Below are 21,817 nucleotides of genomic sequence, written 5' to 3'. Positions count from 1 at the left end.
GGGAACGGGACATGGCAATTTTGGTGACAGGCGGCGCCGGCTACATCGGCAGCCACATGGTGTGGGCACTGCTCGATGCAGGCGAGAACGTCGTCGTGCTCGATCGCCTTTCCACAGGCTTTCGCTGGGCGGTCGCGCCTGCTGCGCGCTTCTACCTTGGGGATATCGCCGATGCCGAGGTCCTGAAGACGATCTTCATCGAGAACGACATCGAGGCGATCATCCATTTTGCAGGCTCCGCGGTGGTTCCGGCTTCGGTTGCCGATCCGCTTTCCTATTACGACAACAATTCCGGCAAGACGCGTGCGCTCCTGAGCGCGGCGATCGCTGCCGGTGTGCGCCATTTCGTCTTCTCGTCGACGGCGGCGGTCTACGGTCCGCAGAAGACTTCCGATCCGGTCAAGGAAACCGCGCCGCTCAACCCGGAAAATCCTTATGGCCAGTCGAAGCTGATGACGGAGTTCATGCTGCGCGACGCTGCTGCAGCCTATGATTTCGACTATGTGGCGCTCCGCTACTTCAACGTTGCAGGTGCCGATCCGCGCGGCCGTGCCGGACAATCCACGAGCGGCGCGACGCACCTCATCAAGGTCGCCTGCGAGGCAGCCTTCGGCAAGCGCGACAGCGTGCATGTCTACGGCATCGACTATCCGACGCATGACGGCACTGGCGTGCGCGACTATATCCATGTCACTGATCTTGCCGAGGCTCACCTGAAGGCGCTGCAGCATCTGCGCAAGGGCAAGGGATCGTTGGTCGCGAATTGTGGCTATGGTTCCGGCTATACGGTGCTCGACGTGCTGAACATGGTGGTGCGCCTGCACGGCCACGCGTTCAAGATTCATATGGCGCCACGTCGCCCGGGCGATGCCGCAAGTGTCGTCGCCGACGCCACCTTGGCGCATCGCGTGCTGGACTGGACACCGAAATACGATTCGCTGGAGACGATCGTTCGCAGTGCACTGGACTGGGAGCTGGCGCTGATCAACCGCAGGGTCGGGGATCTGCACGGAGTGCACCGCGCCCTTGCCGCGGCTTCCTTCTAAACGCGATTACCCCTGTTTTTCGACGCAAAGTCCACTGGAACGAAGCGCTCCCTCTGTTTATTGATGGGAGGTCAATCGAGGGTGGACGAAGGACATGCAGAACAATCACGAACGGGAAGTCATTATCGAACGGCGCGGCACGGCGGGGATCATCCGCCTCAATCGACCGAAGGCGCTGAACAGCCTGACGCTCGGCATGGTGCGCATGATCGATGCGGCGCTCGACGAATTCGCGGACGATGACGGCGTTGCAAGCGTGGTGGTGACGGGTGAGGGCGATCGCGGCTTCTGCGCCGGCGGCGATATTCGTGCACTTCACAAAAGCGGGTGCTCGGGTTCCGAGCTTGCGGAGTCGTTCTGGCGCGAGGAATTCACGCTCAACCACCGCATCGCAAGCTACGCTAAACCCTATGTCGCCCTGATGGATGGTATCACCATGGGCGGCGGCGTCGGCCTTTCCGCACATGGGCGGCACCGCATCGTGACGGAGCGGACGAGGCTTGCGATGCCGGAAACCGGCATCGGCTATTTCCCGGATGTCGGAGCGACCTGGCTGCTGCCGCGCATGCCCGGCGAGACGGGAACATGGGCAGGATTGACCGGCCAGGAGCTGAATGCGGCGGATGCCATCTATGCCGGCCTTGCCGATTTTGAGATCTCGTCGTCGCGGCTGCCGGATGTCATCGACGCGTTGGCTCGGCTGCCGGTCGGGTCATCGCCGGTCGCTTGCGAGGCTCTGCTGAAGCATCTTGCCGGCAAGGCGACCGAAAGCCGCCTGCAGGCCGTTCGGCCGTTGATCGACCATGCCTTCTGTTTCGATCGGATCGAAGAGGTTCTGGAAGCGCTCGCCGCTGTCGAAGGCGAATTCGCCGCCAAGACACGGAAGACCCTGCAGACGCGCTCGCCGACGAGCCTGAAATTGACTCTGCGTCTGCTGAGGGAAGGACGGCAGAGCGTCAATCTCGCCGCCTGCCTGAACCGTGAGTTAGCGGCCTGTATGCAGATATTGAAATCCGCGGACTTTTACGAGGGCGTGCGGGCGGCGGTGATCGACAAGGATCGAAATCCGAAATGGTCGCCTTCGACCATCGAGGCGGTGAACGCAGAGGTGCTCGCGCCGTTCTTCAAACCGGCCGATCGCCCTCTTGCCCTCTAGCGCCACATACCGCGCATGCGGGCGCCGACGTCGATGCGGACTTGGCGCGCCTGTTGCGCTGAGGCGCTTTCGCTCTTGACCTGCGGCCAGCCGCAGACCTCGAAAAATTGCAGTAGCGTCGCCGGGATGAAGCGGGTGCGCGAGGCATAGACGTGGCGGTCGCCCTGCGCATTCTGCCCGTGCGTGAAGAAGCGCTGCGGGACGACGAGATCGAGATTGTCCCTGGCGCGCGTCATCGCGACATAAAGCAGGCGCCGCTCCTCCTCTATTTCTGCGCTGGTGCCAACGCCGAGGTCGGACGGAATGCAGCCGTCGACAACGTTCAACATGAAGACCTTGGTCCACTCCTGACCCTTGGCCGAATGGATCGTCGAGAGGATCAGATAGTCCTCGTCGAGCAACGGCACGCCCGCCTGGTCGCTGGTCGCATCCGGCGGATCGAGCGTCAGTTCGGTCAGGAAGCGTTCGCGCGACGGATAGCCGCCGGCGATTTGCTCGAGCTGCAGGAGATCGGCCTGACGCGTTGCGGCATCTTCGTGCAGCCGCTCGAGATGCGGCTGATACCATTCTCGGACCAGGCCGATTTCGGCGGGCCAGCCGGCTTTCCCGGATCTCAGTTCCTGCATGACCGAAACGAAGGAGGTCCAATCCTCGCCGGCGCGCGGCGGGGCGGGCATGGCGGCGAGGGCCTGCAAGGGGCTTGGATCCTCAGCCATCTGGTCGAGTGCCCGCTGGGCCGTCGAAGGTCCGACGCCCGGCAGGATCTGCATCAGCCGGAAGCCGGCGACCCGGTCGCGCGGATTGAGCGCAAAGCGCAGGACGGCCAGCATGTCCTTGACATGCGCGCTGTCGAGAAATTTCAGACCGCCGAATTTCACGAAGGGAATGTTACGGCGGGTAAGCTCGACTTCCAGCGCGCCGCTGTGGTGCGAGGCGCGGAAAAGCACCGCCTGGCTCTTCAGCCGCGTGCCCTCTTCGCGGTTCTCCAGAACCTTGTCGGCAACATACCGGGCCTGGTCGGCCTCCTCGCGCACGGTGACGAGGCGCGGACGCTCACCCGATTGCCGCTCCGTCCATAGGTTCTTGGTGAAGCGCTCCGAGGCAAGATCAATGACCGCATTGGCCGCGGCGAGAATAGGTTGCGTCGAACGGTAGTTGCGATCGAGCGTGACAATATTGGCTGCCGGGCTGAATGAGGCCGGGAAATCGAGAATGTTGCGGACTGTGGCGGCGCGGAAGGAATAGATCGACTGTGCATCGTCGCCGACGACGGTCAGCCCCTGTCCCTCAGGCTTCAAAGCAAGCAGGATGGAGGCCTGCAGGCGGTTCGTATCCTGATATTCGTCGACGAGCACATGATCGAAGCGGCCGCCGATATCCTCGGCAATCAGCGGTTCGGCAACCATCTGCGCCCAGTAGAGGAGCAGGTCGTCATAGTCGAGGACGTTCTGGGTCTGCTTGGCCTCGACATAGGCGGCGAAAAGTTCGCGGAGCTGCTTTTCCCATGCGCCACACCAGGGGAAGGCGTCACGCAGGACCAAAGGCAGTTCCGTCTGCGAATTCACGGCCCGGGAATAGATCGCAAGGCAGGTACCCTTGGTCGGGAAACGGCTCTCCATTTTCGAGAAGCCGAGCTCGTGACGAATGAGGTTCATCAGGTCGGCGCTGTCTTCCCGGTCATGGATGGTGAAGGCGGGGTCAACCCCGATCTGCTCGGCATAATCGCGAAGCAGCCGCGCGCCGATCCCATGGAAGGTACCGCTCCAGGCCAGCGCATCGGCCATGACGCCGGAATTGCCGCCAAGGACCTCAGCGCAAATCCGCTCGACGCGGCGAGCCATCTCGGAAGCCGCCCGGCGGGAGAAGGTCATCAGCAGGATGCGGCGCGGATCCGCTCCCTTAACGATCAGATGCGCAACGCGGTGCGCCAGCGTGTTGGTCTTGCCGGAACCCGCGCCGGCGATCACCAGAAGCGGACCTGCAATATGGCTGCCGCCGGCAAGCGTGCCGTGTTCGACCGCCATGCGCTGCTGTGGATTGAGCTTTTCGAGATACATCCAGCCATCCGGTTGGCGCCCGCACGCAATGGCGGCGCGGACAGATTAGGCGTTCCTTGAATGTTCTCGATAATGATTCCTGTCAAGCGCAAGCTTTGGTGAACGGCGGACACCACTTCCCGCCGCATGAGTTTCAAGCCCCGATCTGGCTGGAGAATGTAGGTTTCCCGCACCCGGTTGCCGCTTGAATTGTAGAAATTGTTGTAAAGGCGCTGCCGACGGGCGATTTAGTCAGTTCGGTTCGCGGCTGCCCGCCATACGTCAAGCTGCCGGGAATGGGCGTGGGTTCTGATGCGCCGGAGGATGTGCAGGCACAGAGCAGAACCGCGGCGAGAATTGCCGAAACCATCACTTTCGACCCCGGCTTTCGATCCATTGCATATGGGCCACCTGCCACCGCACGCCAAGGGTGGTTTCAAGGACAGTGCTTGACGTCCCCATCAGCTCGTGGTGCCGGTATGCAACGGAAGACCGATTTGGAGCGTCAAAGCCACTGCTGCGGCGGCGCCCGGTCAATTCGGTTCTAGCTGCTGGATCGTCTCCGGTGGCGTGTCGTCTTTTCCCCCGCCCTTGTCGAAAGGTTTGACCACCAGGATACTGAGAATCGAGGCGATCATCGCTGCAATAATGATAAGCATCAGTGTTCTCATGGCAATTTCTACTTCGAGAAACGTGATTTGGGACGATTCAATTAAACTTTTTCAAGCGAAAAAATAGTTCCAAAAGATTCGCGCGAGCATCCACAAGAAAAAGCGGGAACAAAAACTGCATCTCACGTGTTTGATCGTCTGAATTCAACGCCGGAGATTGTTATGAGGACGACATTCCGTCTGGGCGCTGCCGCCCTTCTTGTTGCATCCGCCGCATTTGCCACACCTGCATCCGCCTCACTCGAAACCGATATCGATTATTATTCGGCATTGCCGCAGGATCAGATTGCGCTCAATGAATATACCAGCGCGCCTGCCTGCGAGCCGGCCGACCCGCATTATCTGCCATCCTTCATCCGTGCTCCGGACGGCACCATCATCGGCGTCGGCTATCTCGAGATAGAAAGCGACAGCAGCTGCTGAAGAGCAAGATTATGGGGATTCTGCCTGGACGAGGCTCTCCTGCGCATGGCTGAGGGAACGAGCCTCTGACCATCATCATGATGGCTGCGGTGTTTTACGGGTAGTGAGCGCCAGTGTGCAACGCCGTTGGAGCGGGTTTCCAGCCTGTCCTGCTTCAAGAGTTAATGAAAATGAACAACCATGCCTAAACGGCACAGGGCAGCAATTACCGATAACAGTCGGCCGAGGGCACCCGTCAGTGCAGCTTCAGCTTAGCTTCTTCCGCCGCCGCCAGAAACTCGGCGCGGGCCTCCTCGGCGGTCTTGCGTCCATCGAGCGCCGCGCGGCAGACGCTGCGGGCCTTAAGATAACGAAGCCCGCGGTTTGCGGGCCAAAGATCAGTAAGGCATTTCAGTGCATCGAACGGGCCGTTGACAGTTCGCGCATCGGCGTTTTCGAAGCCGACCCTGACCGGATTTCCCCATCTTTCCGTTGCCATAGGCGTATTCCTCCAGTGTTTACGCCAAAACGCGCATCCAGCCCTTTGCGTTCCCCTAGCAAGGACCGTGCACACGGATATATTAGCGGGATATTTGTCGCCGGCAATCGGGTTTGATGCGGCAGATGGGGGAGATGCGACGGGGGATTGAATCTTTTGGCAGAAATGATGCCGCCGGGCCGGTCGCGCTTGCCAGGTGACCGCTCGCTTTTTGCAATCAGGGCGCTCTTAAAGCCGGATTGGCGTCTCGCGACCTCATCGAGGAAGAGGCGGGCAGCCGAGCCCGGAGGTCCCGCTTGCTGCGTTGTCCTGCTGCCCCGTTACATTCGCGCAGCCAGGCGATGACGGGATCGCGGGGTTGACGCCTCTTGGGTTGATGGTGCTCCCGCTCCTGTTCAGATCGACGGCACCGGAATTGATCGTGCTGTTGGTAATGCCGGGATCCGTGCGGGTCGTGCCCGAGCCGGTATTGTTGGGAGTAGGAGCTATCGTGGTTCCGCCACCTGACCCTCCTTGGGCGCCGGTCGTTTGTGCGAAAGCAGAGGTTGCGGCAGCAACCGCCACGATCGAGCTCGCGATAAAACGAATAAACATGAGGGCATCCTCCATTGTCTAGTCATAGAACCGCAGTCCGCGGGAGATGGTTCGATCACAAGGAGTTGAGCGAAGGCTGTGACCACGCGTCACCATGAGAGGGATCACGAAAATGGCTTTTTGCCGGAAAACTGGTGCTGCCGAGTGGGATTGAACCACCGACCTCACCCTTACCAAGGGTGTGCTCTACCACTGAGCTACGGCAGCAGGACCAGGACGCATGAGCCGGACGGCTGCATTGCGTGAACGGGGGGCCTATTGCCACAGCTTCTTGATAAGCGCAAGCCGCAAATTCCAACTTCGCATGTATTAAGGCCAAGGCCCTTTTTGCGTGAGGCGGAATCCGCTAAACATCAAGCATGGACGACAAGATGGAAAACGCCGCAAAGGGCCGCAAGGCGGTGATCGAAGAGCAGGCGAAACTGCGCCGCGAACGCGCTGCCGAAAAGCTTCGCGAAAATCTCGCTCGCCGCAAACAGCAGACAAGGGCGCGCCGCTCCGGCCAGGCGGACGAGACAAATGGGCTTCCTGCCGCAAAAATGGACGAATCGTAATGTTCGGTTCACGACGAATTGAAGCCTACCCGGAATTCGTCTAAAGACCCCCATCCCTTTTAAAGGCAGAACTTTCAGAAAGGCGGGCACAGCCCGTAAGCCCATATGGATCGTATCAGAATTGTCGGCGGTAATGAGCTCAATGGCATCATTCCGATTTCCGGCGCTAAGAATGCTGCCTTGCCGCTGATGATCGCCTCGCTTTTGACCAGCGATACCTTGACGCTCGAAAACGTCCCTCATCTGGCGGATGTCGAGCTTTTGATGCGCATCCTCGGCAATCATGGTGTCGACGTTGCCGTCAACGGCCGCCGCGAGCGCCAGGAAGACTCCTATGCACGCACGATCCACTTCACCTGCCGCACCATCGTCGATACGACCGCGCCCTATGAGCTGGTCTCGAAGATGCGCGCTTCGTTCTGGGTCATCGGACCGCTGCTCGCGCGCGAGGGCCACTGCCGCGTCTCGTTGCCGGGCGGCTGCGCCATCGGCACGCGTCCGGTGGATCTCTTTCTCGAAGGACTGGCAGCGCTCGGCGCGAACCTCGAAATCGACGGTGGCTATATCAACGCGACGGCACCCAACGGAGGCCTGATCGGCACGCGCTACACGTTCCCGAAAGTATCCGTCGGTGCGACCCATGTAATGATGATGGCGGCAACGCTTGCCCGCGGCACCACGATCATCGGCAATGCCGCCCGCGAACCGGAAGTCGTCGACCTCGCCAACTGCCTGAACGCCATGGGCGCGAAGATTTCCGGCCAGGGCACCTCGACGATCACCATCGAAGGCGTGCAGTCGCTTTCCGGTGCGCGCCACCGCGTCCTGCCGGACCGCATCGAGACCGGCACCTATGCCATGGCCGTCGCGATGACCGGGGGCGACGTCGTTCTGGAAAACACCGATGCTGCTCTGCTCGAAACGGCATTCGAGACCCTCCGCCGTGCCGGTGCGGAAATCTCGCCGACCAACAACGGCGTGCGCGTCAGGCGCAATGGTGCCGGCATCAGGCCGGTCGATGTCGTGACCGATCCGTTCCCCGGCTTCCCGACGGACCTGCAGGCGCAGTTCATGGCACTGATGACGCGCTCGTCGGGCATTTCGCATGTGACGGAAACCATCTTCGAAAACCGCTTCATGCATGTGCAGGAGCTTGCCCGCCTCGGCGCGAAGATTTCGCTTTCCGGCCAGACGGCGAAGATCGAGGGCGTGCCGCGGCTGAAGGGCGCTCCGGTGATGGCAACGGACCTTCGTGCTTCGGTTTCGCTGGTGATCGCCGGTCTTGCCGCCGAAGGCGAGACCATGGTGTCGCGCGTCTATCACCTCGATCGCGGCTTCGAGCGGCTGGAAGAAAAGCTCACCCGCTGCGGCGCGATCGTCGAGCGCGTCAGCGAATAGGAAAGGGCGGTTGTACGCCCTTTATTCCGGTTGCGCATTTAGCCGCGGCATCCTATTTCCCTTGTCGAACGCATCGCCATCCCGGCGGTGCGCGATAGACCCTGGGGTTTTGCCTGCATGACCGATTTGAAGCTTCTTGCGCTCGATAGTGAAGACCTTGCCGTGGTCTCCGCCCATATGCAGGACAGCGTCTTCAAGGTCGGGGACATGGCCTGGTCGCCGCGGGACGGGCAGTTTTCGATAGCCGCCAACCGCTTTGTCTGGGAAGATGCCCTCAACAAGCGCAAGGGCTTTGAGCGCCACCGGGCGGCGCTGATCTTCAAGCGCGTTCTGGCCGTCCGCTCCACCGGGATCGACCGCGAGCGGCGGGACGATGTACTGTCCCTGCTGTCCGTCGGCTTCGAACAGAAGGGCGAGGGGCCGGATGGCACGATCGAGCTGACGCTTGCCGGCGCAGCCGAGATCGTCCTCGACGTCGAATGCATCGAAGTGCAGCTTGCGGATATTGGTGGGGCATGGGAAACCGCCTCCAAGCCCCGCCATCCCGGTGCGTGAAGACGTCCCCGTGTCGAATTGAGAAGGAATATCTGCGTTGGCAATCTGGCTGGATCAGACATCGGACGGTTTCGAGCAGCGCTTCGCCGCGTTTCTGACAACCAAGCGGGAAGTTTCAGAAGACGTGAACGCGGCCGTGCGCACGATCATCGACGACGTGCGCGCCCGCGGTGATGAAGCGCTCGCCGAATATTGCAAGAAATTCGACGGCATCGATTTTGCCGACGTGCCGATGCGCGTGACCGAAGCGGAAATCGATGCCGCGGTGGAAGCAGTGCCTTCCGAAGTGCTCGGCGCGCTGAAGGTTGCGGCCGTCCGCATCGAATCCCATCATCGCCGCCAGCTGCCGAAGGACGATATCTACGAGGATGCCATGGGCGTCGGGCTCGGCTCGCGCTGGACGGCGATCGAGGCGGTCGGCCTCTACGTACCGGGCGGCACGGCAAGCTATCCGAGCTCGGTGCTGATGAATGCGGTGCCAGCAAAGGTCGCAGGCGTCGAGCGCATCGTCATTGCGGTGCCGGCAACGGGCGGTGCGGTCAATCCGGCCGTACTTGCTGCGGCCAAGCTTGCCGGTGTTTCGGAAATCTACCGTGTCAGCGGTGCACAGGCTATTGCCGCGCTTGCCTACGGCACGGAGACGATCGCACCGGTCGCAAAGATCACCGGCCCGGGCAACGCCTATGTTGCTGCCGCCAAGCGCCACGTCTTCGGCACGGTCGGCATCGACATGATCGCCGGCCCGTCGGAAGTGCTGGTGATCGCAGACAAGGATAACAACCCGGACTGGATCGCCGCTGACCTTCTGGCCCAAGCCGAACATGATGCAAGTGCCCAGGCGATCCTGGTCACCGATAATGCCGAATTCGGCAAGGCCGTCGAAGTCGCCGTCGAGGAGCAGCTGAAGACTTTGAACCGTGCGGAAACCGCCGCCCGCAGCTGGCGTGATTTCGGTGCGGTCATCCTGGTGAAGGACCTTAAGGATGCGATACCGCTTGCTAACCGCATCGCCGCTGAGCATCTGGAGCTCGCGGTTGCCGATCCAGATGCGCTGCTCGACGGAATCCGCAATGCCGGCGCGATCTTCATCGGCGCCCATACCCCGGAAGTGATCGGCGATTATGTCGGCGGCTCGAACCATGTCCTGCCGACCGCGCGCTCTGCCCGCTTCTCTTCCGGCCTTTCCGTGCTCGACTTCGTCAAGCGCACCTCGATCCTCCGGCTCGGTCCACAGCAGCTTCGCGATCTCGGTCCGGCGGCGATCGCCCTCGCGGTCTGCGAGGGCCTCGACGCCCATGCGCGATCGGTCGCGATCCGTCTCAATCTCGAAAGGTGAGGCATGACGAAGGGCGACTTCCGGCTCTCAGATATCGTCCTTGACGATACGATCGGCCGTTCGACGCCTGATGTCGAGCACGAGCGCGCCGTCGCGATCTTCGATCTCATCGAGGAAAACAGCTTCGAGCCGGTCGGTCACAGCGGCGGACCCTACCGGCTGAAGATTTCGCTGGTCGATTCCAAGCTCGTCTTTGCGATCACCACGGAAGACGGACGGGATGTTGCGACCCACATCCTGTCACTGACCCCCTTCCGCCGGCTCGTGAAGGACTATTTCATGATCTGCGAAAGCTATTACGAGGCGATCCGCTCTGCCTCGCCAAGCCGCATCGAGGCGATCGACATGGGACGGCGCGGCATCCACAACGAGGGCTCGCAGACATTGAAGGACCGGCTTGCCGGCAAGATCGAGGTCGATTTCGACACGGCGCGCCGCATCTTCACGCTCGTCTGCGTGCTCTACTGGCGCGGATGACGGCGATGGCGCCGGCTCCGACCACGGCAGAAGGAAAGGCGCCCGGCGCGATTCTCTTCATGTGCGGGCTGAACGCCATCCGCTCGCCGATCGCCGAAGTGATCGCCCGTAGCATCCTGCCCAGGAATACCTATATACGTTCCGCAGGCGTTCGCGCCGGCGAGCGCGATCCCTTTGTGGATGTCGTGCTCGATGAAATCGGCCTTTCGCTCGGGCGTCGCCAGCCGCAGACGCTTGACGAGCTCGAGGATGACTACTTCGATCTGATTATCACGCTCTCGCCGCAGGCCCATCACGCCGCACTGGAACTGACGCGGTCGAGCGCCGTCGACGTGATCTATTGGCCGACGATGGATCCGACGGTCACAACCGGGACACGAGAGCAGATTCTTGACGCCTACCGTGAGGTGCGTGATCACCTTGAGATGCTCATCGAAACACGGCTCGTCAGGAGAAATGGCATCGCGGCGCAATCGGCGTGAAACAAAAGGAAGAAAGCCCGATCAACAAGGTTCACAAATGACCCCTGATTGTGTAGTTTCCGCGAAAATTTTAAGGCGGCCAATGCCGTCATCTCAACCGACAGGAAGAAAACCTTTATATGCCTAAAGAAGAAGTCCTCGAATTCCCGGGTATTGTGACCGAACTTCTGCCGAACGCGACCTTTCGCGTGAAGCTCGAAAACGAGCACGAAATCATCGCCCACACGGCGGGCCGCATGCGCAAGAACCGCATCCGCGTTCTCGCCGGCGACAAGGTTCTTGTGGAAATGACGCCTTACGATCTCACGAAGGGCCGCATCACCTATCGCTTCAAATAGGCTTGGCCCGGAAGCCTCAAGGGCTTCCGTTTCCGGTCGAGGGTCCATGGCGCTCACATACAAGCTCATCCTGGCTTCCGGCTCGCCGCGCCGTGTCGACCTGCTCAACCAGGCAGGCATCGAGCCCTCGCGCCTGATGCCGATGGATATCGACGAGACGCCGAGGAAATCCGAGCATCCGCGTTCGCTTGCCCGGCGCCTGTCGACGGAAAAGGCCGAGGCGGCCCTTGCCGCGATCAAGAGCGACATGGCCTGGAAGGGCAGCTATATCCTTGCTGCCGACACTGTGGTTGCCGTCGGCCGCCGCATTCTTGGCAAGGCCGAGTTCGCCGACGAGGCTTCCGCCTCGCTGCATTTGCTTTCCGGCCGCAGCCACTGGGTCTACACCGGCGTCTGCCTGGTGACGCCCGACCGCAAGATCCGCCAGAAGATCGCCGAGACGAAAGTACGCTTCAAGCGCCTTTCCGGTTTCGAGATCGAGAACTATCTTGCCTCTGGCCAGTGGCGTGGCAAGGCGGGTGCCTATGGCATCCAGGGGCTGGCCGGCAGCTTCGTGCAGAAAATGGTGGGCTCCTACACCAATGTCGTCGGCCTGCCGCTTTATGAAACAATCCTGCTGCTGACCGGCGAAGGCTTCGACGTGCATAGCCGGTGGCCCGAGGGCTGAGCCCGGAGGAAGATCACCGTGCCCGAAGAGAATAAAACCACCGCCAAGGTCGAACCGCTGCGCAAGACGCGCCCTTGCCCGGAATGCGGCAAGCCCTCGCACCGCGATCACTACCCTTTCTGTTCGAACCGATGCCGCGAGGTCGACCTCTCCCGCTGGCTGAACGGCGCCTATGCCATTCCGGTTGCCGAAGACGAGAAGAAGACGGACTACGACGACGAAAAGTAGCGCGAAAATCCACAGCGAACCCCTTCAATTTGCTTGTGAATCCGCAAAATATCTCCGGTTGGCAAAAAACTGTCATTTGATGCTTGCCATGGCCGGACAAGATGCTATAACCCCGCTCGCTTCCGGGGCGAACCAAGGCCCCGCACTTCTTTCAACGAAGAATGTACTGCGAAGCGCGGATGCCCAGATAGCTCAGTTGGTAGAGCAGCGGATTGAAAATCCGCGTGTCGCTGGTTCGATTCCGGCTCTGGGCACCATAAAAATGCAACAAATTCAACTTGATAGAAAAACGAAGCCGAAACGCTTCCGCATTCATGTGGCAATCCGGCAAACCATGCGCCACCTCACCCAGTAAATTTGCTAGTCTTCCGACCTTTGCTGCCTGCGCTTGTCCGACTCTTCGTCAACGAACAGGTGCTCTAAAAATCGTAGGTTGTAGGGCCTCTCGTTTGGATCCGCGGCAGGGATCAATCCCTCAGTCTATCGCATATCCGACGATGCCCTTGATCTCAGTAAACTCATGGAGTCCGAATTTTCCGTATTCCCGGCCGTTTCCCGATTGCTTGTAACCTCCGAAGGGGGCCGCACCATCCCAGGCAGGGCCGTTGATGCGAACAGTGCCGGCGCGCAATCGGCGTGCAAGCGTCCGCGCTTCCGAGGCAGTGCCATGGATGAATGACGCGAGGCCATATGGCGTGTCGTTGGCGATCGCCACCGCATCATCCTCGGTTTCGTAGCCGATGATGGATAGCACCGGACCGAAGATCTCCTCGCGAGCGATCGTCATTGAATTGGCAACGCGCGAAAACACGGTTGGGCGCACGTAGTAACCCGAATTGAGATGCGATGGCCGGCCCGGTCCGCCGGCAGCAAGCTCTGCTCCTTCCGCGATACCCTTCTCGATCAGCGCCTGGATCTTTTCAAACTGGGCAGCGCTTGCGACCGGACCGATGGCGGTACGAGGATCGGATGGAGGACCCACGATGAGGGCTGCTGCTTCTCGCGCCGCGACAGCGCTTGCTTCTTCCATACGCTCTGCAGGTACGAGCATCCGCGTCGGCGCATTGCACGACTGACCGGAATTGGCAAAGCATCGGCGAACGCCGGCCCTGACTGCGGCGGCAAGATCGGCACTTCGCAATATGATATTCGGCGACTTGCCGCCGAGCTCCTGATGGACTCTCTTAACCGTGGGCGCTGCCGCTTGCGCGACGGCAATCCCGGCGCGCGTTGAGCCGGTGAAGGACACCATGTCCACGTCCGGATGGCTGGCGAGCGCTGCACCGACCGTCGGGCCATCGCCCTGAACCAAGTTGAAGACCCCTTTGGGGACGCCCGCCTCGTGCATGATCTCCGCCAGGATGATGGCATTGAATGGAGCGATCTCAGAAGGCTTGAGCACCATTGTACAGCCCGTGGCGAGTGCGGGAGCCACCTTGCAGGCAATCTGGTTGATCGGCCAGTTCCAGGGCGTGATCATCGCCACGACCCCAACGGGTTCATGGAGGATCCGGGTCGAGCCTTGCATGTATTCAAGATCGAATGTTTCGAGAGCGCGAACCGTCTCCTCGAAATGGGCAGCGCCGAGACCAGCCTGTTCTGCCCGGGCCATGATGAGCGGCGCCCCCATCTCTCGGGATATGATGTCGCCGATTTCATCCTTGCGACGCTTCAGGATTGTGACAATCCGCTTCAGCAGCGCAAGCCGATCTTCCTTCGTTGTCTTCGAGAAGTCGGCAAAGGCATTCCGCGCGGCTTTGATCGCTTTTTCCGCGTCGGCCGCGCTGCCGATCGCGATGGTCCCAATCGCCTGCTCGGTCGATGGATCAATGACCTCGAGCTTCCTTGAAATCTCGGGTTCGATCCATTCACCGTCGATATAGAACCTGTGAGCGTTCTTCATGGGGTCCCTGAATGTTTGGCAGTTGACTGTACAGGCGGATGGATCGAACGTTTCCGGGCATCCATGATCGTGGAGAAGAGGCAGGTTTGACCATTGACGCGTCACACGAGAGCTTTTTTGCTGCGGCCCAGACTCAAATTTGTGGGCGTCACCGCTCAGAAATCAGCCACTTTCCCCCAGGCGGATTTTAAGAAGCGGTCTGGATGGTAGGGCCGAGGATCGACGATCGGCTCGCCGCCTGTGACGATATCGGCAATCAGGTGACCCGCGCCCGGCCCGATGCCGAAACCGTGACCGCTGAAGCCGGCGGCCAAGATGAAGCCGGGAACGCTCGTTATTTCGCCGATCCCCGGCACCCCATCGGGGGTGCTGTCGACATAGCCTGCCCAGGCGGCAGCAATCTTGGTGTTCTTCAAAGCAGGCAACAATCCGAGGGCGCGCGAATGGGTAATGCGAATGGTCCGTTTATCGATGGCCGGATCGAGGATACGCATCCGCTCCATCGGCGTTGGCGCGTCCAGCCGCCAGCGTGTCAGTGTCTCATGTCCAGATCGAATTCCCTCCAATCCACCCGGCGCTAGGCTGCGCCAGCGCCGGACGAACATTGGCAGGAACTGCGGCGCGAAGCGGAACTGTTGCGGCGTCAGATCGACGCGGCCGCCGCCGCTGATTGCCAGGGTATAGCCGCCGTCGCGGCGACGGGTGGCAGAAACAGCCGTCGTATGCAGCGCGTCTGGCAGGCCAGTGGCGCCAGGCGAGACGGAAAGGATCGAAGAGCGGACAGAGGCTTGGGGAAAGCGGACGCCAAGCTGATGGCAGAACGAGGAGGCCCAGGCACCGCCGGCAAGGACCGCGATTTTAGTGCGAATTGTGCCGTGTTCGGTGACAACGGCGCAGACTCGACCACCTTCGGTCTCAAGACCGCGGGCGGCACAGGATTGGTGGACCGTTCCTCCGAGCTTCAGGAGCGCGGCCGCGACGGCCGGTGCTGCGGACGCCGGATCGGCGGTGCCGTCGGTCGGCGAAAAGACACCACCCTTCCAAGTCCTGCCGGTCGCGCGGCCGCGCTCCGTCGCTGCGGCACTGTCGAGCATATGTGTTGTGACCCCGGTGGTGCGGGCGAAGTCGCGCCAGCGCGCCCAGCCGGCCAGTTCCTCGTCACTGTTGCTCAAATAGAAGAGCCCGCAGCGGCGAAAGCCCGTGTCCTCTCCCGTTTCGGCGGCAAAGCTCTCCCAGAGGTCGAGGCTCTTTGTGGCCATGGGGAGTTCGCGAGCATCGCGGTTTTGCTGGCGGCACCAGCCCCAGTTGCGGCTCGATTGTTCCGCGCCGATCCGACCTTTTTCGACGAGCGCCACCTTCAACCCGCGTTGGGCCAGATAATAGGCCGCAAAGACACCGACGATACCGCCGCCGATGATCACCGCGTCGGCAGCAGCGGGCAGCTCCGTGGATGTAGCGACAAATTTCAGCGGTGCAGGCATGGCATGGTCTCCGTTTCGAACGCAGTCTAGCGGTTTCTTTGCCCCAGCGTTGCCGGACTTCGGGCGATGGCAGCAGAAAATTCTGTCTAGTCAAATGTGCTCAGGCCTTTGTGCTTGAACACATGGGGCAGAATGAATCGACAGACACGTTCTGTGTGCTAGGTTCAGCGAAAGGTGTCCGCAGCAGAATCTGCTGCGCCATTGGCTGAGGTAGACGATCCGAAAAGGTGGCCCATGAAGCTGGACAGGATTGACATCAAGATTCTCTACGAACTGCAGAAGAACGGACGCATCACCAATGTGGAGCTTGCTGAGCTTGTTGCTCTTTCGCCGAGCCCCTGCCTGATGCGGGTGAAGAAGCTCCAGTCGGAGGGTTACATCGGAGGTTACGCTGCGCAGATCAATGTCGGCAAGCTGGGTCAGACGCTTACCGTTTTCACTGAGATCACACTGAAGAACCACCGGCAGGTAGACTTTGCCCGATTTCTCGCCGCGATCGAGAAAATTGATAATGTGATCGAGTGCCACCTGGTCTCTGGCGGGTACGATTATCTGCTGAAATTCGTGACTGCCGGAATCGGCGAGTATCAAACTATCATGGAACGCCTCACCGACATGGACGTCGGCATCGACAAATATTTCAGCTTCGTCGTTTTGAAGTCGCCGATCGTAAAGGCGCACATGCCACTGACCAGCCTGTTTCCGATGTAAGGCAATCTTGCTTTGCGTATGCTCTCCATCACCCTGATTGAACACGAAACGCCGGCGCCTCAGCGCCGGCAATAGGCCCGAACCAACTCCGCGTCCTGCTCGAGTCCGTCGAGCCAGGCGGGGTCGAGCTTCGGCACCGAGGAAAACAGCAATTGCGAATAGGGGTGCTGCGGAGTCTTGACCTCGGCCGGCGTGATTTCCTCGACCTTTCTGCCGCCATACATCACAACGATCTCGTCGCAAATCGCCTCGACCACGGACAGGTCGTGGCTGATGAAAATGTAGGAGAGTCCGAGGTCGCGTTGCAATTCCTTGAGGAGGTCGATAACCGCGGCGGCGACAACAGTATCGAGTGCCGAGGTGATCTCGTCGCAAAGGATCAACTTCGGGTCAGCGGCCAATGCCCGGGCAAAGTTCACGCGCTGCTTTTGACCGCCGGAAAGCTCTCCCGGGCGCCGGTGGCGCAGATTGCGCGGCAGGCGCACCATATCGAGCAATTGGTCGATGCGGGCGCTCCGCGCCTTTCTGTCCATGCCATGGTAAAAGACGAGAGGTCGGTCGAGGATGTCCTCGACGGACTTTGCGGGATTGAGCGCGGTGTCAGCATATTGGAAGACGATTTGCATCTGGCGCAGTTGGTCGCGCGAGCGCTCGCGTGCGTTGCGGCCAAGTTCCTTGCCATCGAAGACGATCTTGCCGACGGCGGCCGGCAAGATGCCGGCTATGGCGCGGGCGAGCGTCGACTTCCCGCAACCGGATTCGCCGATGATGCCGAGGTTACGACCCTTCTCCACCTTGAGGCTCACGTGCTCCACGGCGCGCACCAGCGGCAGCCCGTCGCTCTGACGCTGGCCGTAACCGGCGACAAGGTCGTCGATCCTTAGAAGCGGAACGGGCAGAGCCTCGGAAGGATTGACGGGCCCGCGCGCCTTCGGCTCGAACGCGGCGAGCAACTCCCGCGTATAGGGATGTTTCGCAGCGCTGAGGATTTCCTCGGTCGTGCCGGTCTCCTGCGTCTCGCCGCCTTTCAGAACGACGATGCGGTCGGCGATCTGGGCGACGACAGCAAGGTCGTGCGAGACATAGACCCCGGCGATCCCGCCCTTCTTCATGACGGCCTTGAAGGCGCGCAGCACCTCGATCTGCGTGGTCACGTCGAGTGCCGTCGTCGGCTCGTCGAAGATGACGAGCTTCGGGTCGCCGATCAGGGCCATGGCGGCTGCTAGGCGCTGCAACTGCCCGCCGGAAACCTGATGCGGATAGCGGCTGCCGATCGTCTCCGGCTCGGGCAACGACAGTGCGCGGAAGAGCTCGACGGCATGGATGCGAGCGTCGTCCGGCGACATGAGGCCATGGATGCGGGTGACCTCTATGACCTGGTCCATGATGGTGGCGGCAGGATTAAAGGCGGCGGCAGCCGATTGTGGTACGTAAGCGACCTCGGTGCCGCGTATCCTGGCGCGCTGCTTTTCCGTGAGCGCGACTAGGTTCTTGCCGGCGACTGAAACAGTGCCACCCGAAATACGACAGCCTGGGCGCGCGTGACCCATCAACGTCAATGCAATCGTGGTCTTTCCCGAACCGCTTTCCCCGATCAGGGCGACTATTTCGCCTTCAGCGATTGTCAGGCTGACGCCCTTGATGATTTCGATGCGGCGTCCGGAATCGGTGGTTGCTTCGACCTTCAGGTCACAGATTTCGACGAGATTGGTCATCATTCGCTCCGATCTCGGATCTTCTGCGGGAGGTTGTCTATCAGCAGATTGACGCTGATCGTGAGGCTGGCGATCGCAATCGACGGGAACATGACGGCCGGTGCGCCGAAAGGCAGGCCGCCGATATTCTCGCGGACAAGTGCGCCCCAGTCGGCATAGGGCGGCTGAACACCGAGGCCGAGGAATGACAGGCCGGATAAAAGCAACACGATGAATACGAAACGAAGGCCCAGATCAGCGAGCACTGGCCCGACGATGTTGGGTAGAATTTCGGATCGAATGAGATAGAGGGTGCTCTCCCCACGGATACGCGCGACGGTGATGAAGTCCATCGCGTTAATATTGACGGCAAGTGCGCGAGCGAAGCGGTAGGATCCAGGAATGTAGATGACCGACAGCGTCAAAATCAGCACCGGGATCGAGGAGCCGACGGCCGCAACGACCACAAGCCCGAAGAGCTTGCTTGGTATGGAATTCAGCGCGTCGAGGAAGCGGCTTAAGATCGTATCAATCCAGCCTCCAGTGACGGCGGCGATCATGCCAAGAACCACGCCGCTGAAACAGGCAATCGTCACGGCTGCAAGCGAGATGCCGACGGTATAGCGCGCGCCCATCAGGATTCGCGAGAGCATGTCGCGGCCGAGATAGTCGGAGCCGAACCAAAGATCCCGGCTCATCGGGCCGAAATAGTCGACATCAATGATTTCACCGACCGAGTAGGGGATTACGAGCGGCGCGAAGATGGCAACGAGCGCCCAGAACAGGATGATCGCAAGGCCAATCATGCCCACGACGTTGAAGCGATAGCCAAACCGGATTCCAAATTTCCCGGCGGGTGTCGACGTGCTTGAAGTCGTCATTGTCATCGGAGCCTCGGATTGGAAAGAATGGCGATGATGTCGGCAGCCGTGATCAGGATTAGGTAGCCGAGACAGAAGATCATCGCGCAGCTTTGGATCAGCGGTAGGTCGCGGGTGGCGACGGCGTCGACCATGAGCTTGGCAATCCCGGGATAGTTGAAAATCGTCTCAACGATGATCACGCCACCCAGCAGATATGAAAGTGAGAGCGCAACGGCATTAACGATCGGCCCGAGCGCATTGGGCAGCGCGTGACGAAAGACAATGCGCGGTCGGGAGGCCCCCTTGAGTAGCGCCATCTCAACGTAAGGCGTGTTGAGCGTCTCGATGACTGCAGCGCGCGTCATCCTTATCATCTGCGCCGAGACGACGAAGGTCAGCGTGATCACCGGCATGGCATAGACTCTCAGCAGATCGCTCAAGCTGTGGACTTCGTTGGCGAAAGAGAGCGCCGGCAGCCATTTCAGGTAGACGGCGAAGATCAGCACGGCGGACGTCGCGACCATGAATTCTGGGACGGAGATTACGCCGATCGTCAAAATGGTGACAATCCGGTCATAGAGCGAGCCGCGCAGCATGGCAGCGGTGATTCCGAGCGTCAGTGCGATCGGGACCGAGAACAGGGCGGTCACGCCGGCAAGCTTCATGGTGTTGATGAAACGTCCGGCAATAAGATCGGCAATGGGCATGTCGTTGGCATAGGAGGTGCCGAGATCGCCATGCAACAGGCCGACAATCCAGCGCAGGAAACGGAAGAGCGCCGGTTCGTCGAGGTGCATCGCGGTGCGCAGACCGGCGACGGCCTCGGGTGTGGCAGCCTGGCCGAGAAGGATGGTTGCCGTGTCGCCCGGCAGCAGTGTCGTCGCGAAGAACACTGCGAAGGAAACGATCAGCAATGTGACCACGGCAATGAGCAATCTGCCAAGGACAAGCGATAGGACCGGGTTTTTCACACGCGTTCCCTTTCAGCGTTCGAGATGGTGTTCCGCATCCAAAGATGCCCGGGGCTACCCAGTGCGGAGAGCCCCGTGGCCAGTCGCTTCGTCAGGCCTCAAGCCAGACGTATTCGGCAAAGGCATAGCCCATCTGGCCGCCCAGCGGGTTCGCTTTCAGGCCTTTGAGTTTTGCCGTGGTGGCATCGACGTTCGAAATATAAGCCGGAATGATCGTGCCAGCCTCTTGGGCGACCATAACCTGCATGTCGTTGTAGATGGCCTTTCGCCTGTCCTGGTCGAGCGAACCGCGCGCCTCGATCAGCATCTTGTCGAACTTCTCGGACTTGTACTGGCTCTCGTTCCACGGCGCTTCGGAAGCGTAGAGCAGCGAGAACAGGATGTCCGGTGTCGGGCGCGGATTAATGTTGCCGAAATGGACGGGGGCCTTCAGCCAATAATTGTCCCAATAACCGTCGGACGGTACGCGCTGGACGTCAAGCTTCATGCCGATTTCGGCACCGGCCGCCTGGATGATCATCGCCATGTCGATTGAGGAGGTCGCTGCGTCGGAGGCGATCACCGGGATGGACTGACCCAGAACGCCGGCCTTTTCGAAATGGAACTTTGCCTTTTCGGGATCGAATGCCCGCGCCTTTAGGTCTGCATTATGATAAAAGTTCGCGGGCGACACCGGCTGGTCGTTGCCGACCTCAGCCAACCCCCGGAGCGCCGACTTGACGATCTGCTCGCGGTTGACGAGAAACTTCATGCCTTCGATGAAGTCTCGCTTGCTGCCAGGCTCCATGTCGAGCCGCATGTTGAGGTTGGTGTAGTTGCCGGAAGTCGTCTTCGACAGCACGAAAGCGTCCCCCTGCGTCTCGACCAAGCGCATCGAGCGGGGATTGATCGAGGCGGCAAGATGAATGTCACCCGAAAGCAGTGCGTTGACGCGCGCATTGTCGTCGCTGATGGCAAAATACTCGAAGGAGTCCACGTTCGGCCCCGACTTCCAGTAGTTCTTGTTCTTGACCCCGATCGACCGCACGCCGGGCTCGAAGGCTTCCTTGACGAAGGCGCCGGTGCCGTTTGCCTTCGAGAAATCGGTGGTCCCGTCGGCGACGATCATGAAGTGGTGCATCGATAGGATGGTCGGCAGGTCCGCGTTCGCATCGGCGAGGGTAATCTCAACGGTCTGTTTGTCGACTGCCTTGAAGCTCGTCATTTGGGCGGCGATTTTCGCGACCTTCGAACCGACCGCCGGGTCGAGGTGGCGCTTCAGCGAAAAGATGACGTCCTCTGCCGTCAGCGGCTTGCCGTCGTGGAAAGTAACGCCGCTCCTGAGCTTGACGGTCCAGGTCTTTGCATCCTTGGATTCGATTGCTTCCGCAAGCTCCATCTGTGGGACGCCGGCCTGGTCGAGGAAAGTGAGACGATTGTAAAAGGAGCAGCAACGGACATAGTCCGTCGAAAGCGATGCCTTGGCCGGGTCGAGCGTATCGGCGGTCGACGACGACCATCCCGCCGCCTTCAGCGCGCCGCCGGAAACCGGCGTGGCGGCGAGCGCCCGCGAGGCGCGACCGAGGATGAGGCCGCCCGCCGACATCGCCACACCGCCGGCCAGCATCATGTGAAGCAATTCTCGACGCGTCGCGCCACGGCGGATCGCATTTTCGACCATCGTGTCGTCGGATGTGGTCCAGTTTGTGATCTTGTCGTTCATGGCATTCCCCTTTTCGTGGTTTGATTGGCAGGTCTTCGTCTTGGTGCGGAGTT

Annotated in this window: 23 protein-coding genes, 2 tRNA genes and 1 pseudogene; 14 read left to right on the top strand and 12 right to left on the bottom strand. The window is 60.6% G+C overall.

Going from position 1 to position 21,817, the window contains the following annotated elements; all coding sequences use genetic code 11:
* Positions 1-11: 11 nt before the first annotated feature.
* Positions 12-1,046, top strand: coding sequence for a UDP-glucose 4-epimerase GalE (galE, locus tag A3C3_RS0129945; protein ID WP_022718258.1), 1,035 nt, complete (start codon positions 12-14; stop codon positions 1,044-1,046).
* Positions 1,047-1,140: 94 nt separating this feature from the next.
* Positions 1,141-2,202, top strand: a complete 1,062-nt coding sequence (locus A3C3_RS0129940) for an enoyl-CoA hydratase/isomerase family protein (protein WP_022718257.1) — start codon at positions 1,141-1,143, stop codon at positions 2,200-2,202.
* Here the strand turns inward: A3C3_RS0129940 and A3C3_RS0129935 are convergent.
* The 3 genes and pseudogenes from A3C3_RS0129935 to A3C3_RS47995 form a co-directional block, all read right to left on the bottom strand.
* Positions 2,199-4,259: an ATP-dependent helicase gene (locus A3C3_RS0129935; RefSeq protein ID WP_022718256.1), complete on the bottom strand. Its 2,061-nt coding sequence runs from the start codon at positions 4,257-4,259 to the stop codon at positions 2,199-2,201. The genes A3C3_RS0129940 and A3C3_RS0129935 overlap by 4 nt on opposite strands.
* 113 nt (positions 4,260-4,372) lie before the next feature.
* A pseudogene (locus A3C3_RS47385) lies at positions 4,373-4,635 on the bottom strand (hypothetical protein); the annotation flags it as partial.
* 136 nt (positions 4,636-4,771) lie between these two features.
* Positions 4,772-4,897: a hypothetical protein gene (locus A3C3_RS47995; RefSeq protein WP_267903863.1), complete on the bottom strand. Its 126-nt coding sequence runs from the start codon at positions 4,895-4,897 to the stop codon at positions 4,772-4,774.
* 174 nt (positions 4,898-5,071) lie between these two features.
* Between A3C3_RS47995 and A3C3_RS0129925 the strand changes: the two genes are divergently transcribed.
* Complete coding sequence (locus tag A3C3_RS0129925) at positions 5,072-5,332, top strand: hypothetical protein (protein ID WP_022718254.1); 261 nt, start codon at positions 5,072-5,074, stop codon at positions 5,330-5,332.
* Between the two features lie 235 nt (positions 5,333-5,567).
* Here A3C3_RS0129925 and A3C3_RS0129920 read toward each other — a convergent pair whose 3' ends face one another.
* The 3 genes from A3C3_RS0129920 to A3C3_RS0129915 all read right to left on the bottom strand — a co-directional run bounded on the left by A3C3_RS0129920 (position 5,568) and on the right by A3C3_RS0129915 (position 6,611).
* Positions 5,568-5,810 (bottom strand): DUF982 domain-containing protein, encoded by a 243-nt coding sequence (locus tag A3C3_RS0129920; protein WP_022718253.1) that lies wholly within the window; start codon positions 5,808-5,810, stop codon positions 5,568-5,570.
* Between the two features lie 255 nt (positions 5,811-6,065).
* Positions 6,066-6,404 (bottom strand): hypothetical protein, encoded by a 339-nt coding sequence (locus tag A3C3_RS44085; protein WP_084797066.1) that lies wholly within the window; start codon positions 6,402-6,404, stop codon positions 6,066-6,068.
* Positions 6,405-6,536: 132 nt separating this feature from the next.
* Positions 6,537-6,611, bottom strand: a tRNA-Thr gene (locus A3C3_RS0129915).
* Positions 6,612-6,775: 164 nt separating this feature from the next.
* Between A3C3_RS0129915 and A3C3_RS0129910 the strand changes: the two genes are divergently transcribed.
* The 10 genes from A3C3_RS0129910 (at position 6,776) to A3C3_RS0129865 (ending at position 12,696) form a co-directional block, all read left to right on the top strand.
* Positions 6,776-6,958 (top strand): hypothetical protein, encoded by a 183-nt coding sequence (locus tag A3C3_RS0129910; RefSeq protein WP_376773784.1) that lies wholly within the window; start codon positions 6,776-6,778, stop codon positions 6,956-6,958.
* Between the two features lie 105 nt (positions 6,959-7,063).
* Entirely contained in the window at positions 7,064-8,356 is a 1,293-nt protein-coding gene (gene murA, locus A3C3_RS0129905) for a UDP-N-acetylglucosamine 1-carboxyvinyltransferase (RefSeq protein ID WP_022718251.1), read from the top strand.
* A 117-nt stretch (positions 8,357-8,473) separates the two neighbouring features.
* Positions 8,474-8,911 carry a DUF2948 family protein gene (locus A3C3_RS0129900; RefSeq protein WP_022718250.1) on the top strand — a complete coding sequence of 146 codons (438 nt, stop codon included), beginning with the start codon at positions 8,474-8,476 and terminating at the stop codon, positions 8,909-8,911.
* A gap of 37 nt (positions 8,912-8,948) precedes the next feature.
* Positions 8,949-10,247 (top strand): histidinol dehydrogenase, encoded by a 1,299-nt coding sequence (hisD, locus tag A3C3_RS0129895; RefSeq protein WP_022718249.1) that lies wholly within the window; start codon positions 8,949-8,951, stop codon positions 10,245-10,247.
* Positions 10,248-10,250: 3 nt separating this feature from the next.
* A complete protein-coding gene (locus tag A3C3_RS0129890) occupies positions 10,251-10,724 on the top strand; it encodes a UPF0262 family protein (RefSeq protein ID WP_022718248.1) in 474 nt (157 codons plus the stop codon).
* Positions 10,721-11,206 carry an arsenate-mycothiol transferase ArsC gene (locus A3C3_RS0129885; protein ID WP_028740124.1) on the top strand — a complete coding sequence of 162 codons (486 nt, stop codon included), beginning with the start codon at positions 10,721-10,723 and terminating at the stop codon, positions 11,204-11,206. Before A3C3_RS0129890 ends, A3C3_RS0129885 begins: the two co-directional genes overlap by 4 nt.
* A gap of 119 nt (positions 11,207-11,325) precedes the next feature.
* Entirely contained in the window at positions 11,326-11,544 is a 219-nt protein-coding gene (gene infA, locus A3C3_RS0129880) for a translation initiation factor IF-1 (RefSeq protein WP_003545338.1), read from the top strand.
* Positions 11,545-11,590: 46 nt separating this feature from the next.
* A complete protein-coding gene (locus A3C3_RS0129875; RefSeq protein ID WP_022718246.1) occupies positions 11,591-12,211 on the top strand; it encodes a Maf-like protein in 621 nt (206 codons plus the stop codon).
* Positions 12,212-12,229: 18 nt separating this feature from the next.
* On the top strand, positions 12,230-12,439 hold the full coding sequence (gene yacG / locus A3C3_RS0129870; RefSeq protein ID WP_022718245.1) for a DNA gyrase inhibitor YacG: 210 nt from the start codon (positions 12,230-12,232) through the stop codon (positions 12,437-12,439).
* A gap of 181 nt (positions 12,440-12,620) precedes the next feature.
* Positions 12,621-12,696: transfer RNA gene (locus A3C3_RS0129865), tRNA-Phe, on the top strand.
* Positions 12,697-12,914: 218 nt separating this feature from the next.
* Here the strand turns inward: A3C3_RS0129865 and A3C3_RS0129860 are convergent.
* Positions 12,915-14,342, bottom strand: a complete 1,428-nt coding sequence (locus tag A3C3_RS0129860) for an aldehyde dehydrogenase family protein (protein WP_022718244.1) — start codon at positions 14,340-14,342, stop codon at positions 12,915-12,917.
* A 155-nt stretch (positions 14,343-14,497) separates the two neighbouring features.
* On the bottom strand, positions 14,498-15,823 hold the full coding sequence (locus tag A3C3_RS0129855; protein WP_022718243.1) for an NAD(P)/FAD-dependent oxidoreductase: 1,326 nt from the start codon (positions 15,821-15,823) through the stop codon (positions 14,498-14,500).
* A gap of 234 nt (positions 15,824-16,057) precedes the next feature.
* On the opposite strand from A3C3_RS0129855, the gene A3C3_RS0129850 reads away from it, so the two are divergent.
* Complete coding sequence (locus A3C3_RS0129850; RefSeq protein ID WP_022718242.1) at positions 16,058-16,534, top strand: Lrp/AsnC family transcriptional regulator; 477 nt, start codon at positions 16,058-16,060, stop codon at positions 16,532-16,534.
* Between the two features lie 59 nt (positions 16,535-16,593).
* Here A3C3_RS0129850 and A3C3_RS0129845 read toward each other — a convergent pair whose 3' ends face one another.
* The 4 genes from A3C3_RS0129845 to A3C3_RS0129830 all read right to left on the bottom strand — a co-directional run bounded on the left by A3C3_RS0129845 (position 16,594) and on the right by A3C3_RS0129830 (position 21,764).
* Positions 16,594-18,249, bottom strand: coding sequence for an ABC transporter ATP-binding protein (locus A3C3_RS0129845; protein WP_028740123.1), 1,656 nt, complete (start codon positions 18,247-18,249; stop codon positions 16,594-16,596).
* Entirely contained in the window at positions 18,249-19,115 is an 867-nt protein-coding gene (locus A3C3_RS0129840) for an ABC transporter permease (RefSeq protein ID WP_022718240.1), read from the bottom strand. The genes A3C3_RS0129845 and A3C3_RS0129840 overlap by 1 nt, the downstream gene beginning before the upstream one ends.
* Positions 19,112-20,062, bottom strand: a complete 951-nt coding sequence (locus tag A3C3_RS0129835; RefSeq protein WP_022718239.1) for an ABC transporter permease — start codon at positions 20,060-20,062, stop codon at positions 19,112-19,114. Before A3C3_RS0129835 ends, A3C3_RS0129840 begins: the two co-directional genes overlap by 4 nt.
* Positions 20,063-20,153: 91 nt before the next feature.
* Entirely contained in the window at positions 20,154-21,764 is a 1,611-nt protein-coding gene (locus tag A3C3_RS0129830; RefSeq protein ID WP_028740122.1) for an ABC transporter substrate-binding protein, read from the bottom strand.
* Positions 21,765-21,817 lie beyond the last annotated feature (53 nt).

It is taken from the genome of Rhizobium mongolense USDA 1844 (genome assembly GCF_000419765.1).
Lineage (GTDB): Bacteria > Pseudomonadota > Alphaproteobacteria > Rhizobiales > Rhizobiaceae > Rhizobium > Rhizobium mongolense.
The sequence above is the reverse complement of the archived record's forward strand: the minus strand, read 5'-3'. Positions and strand labels throughout refer to the sequence as shown.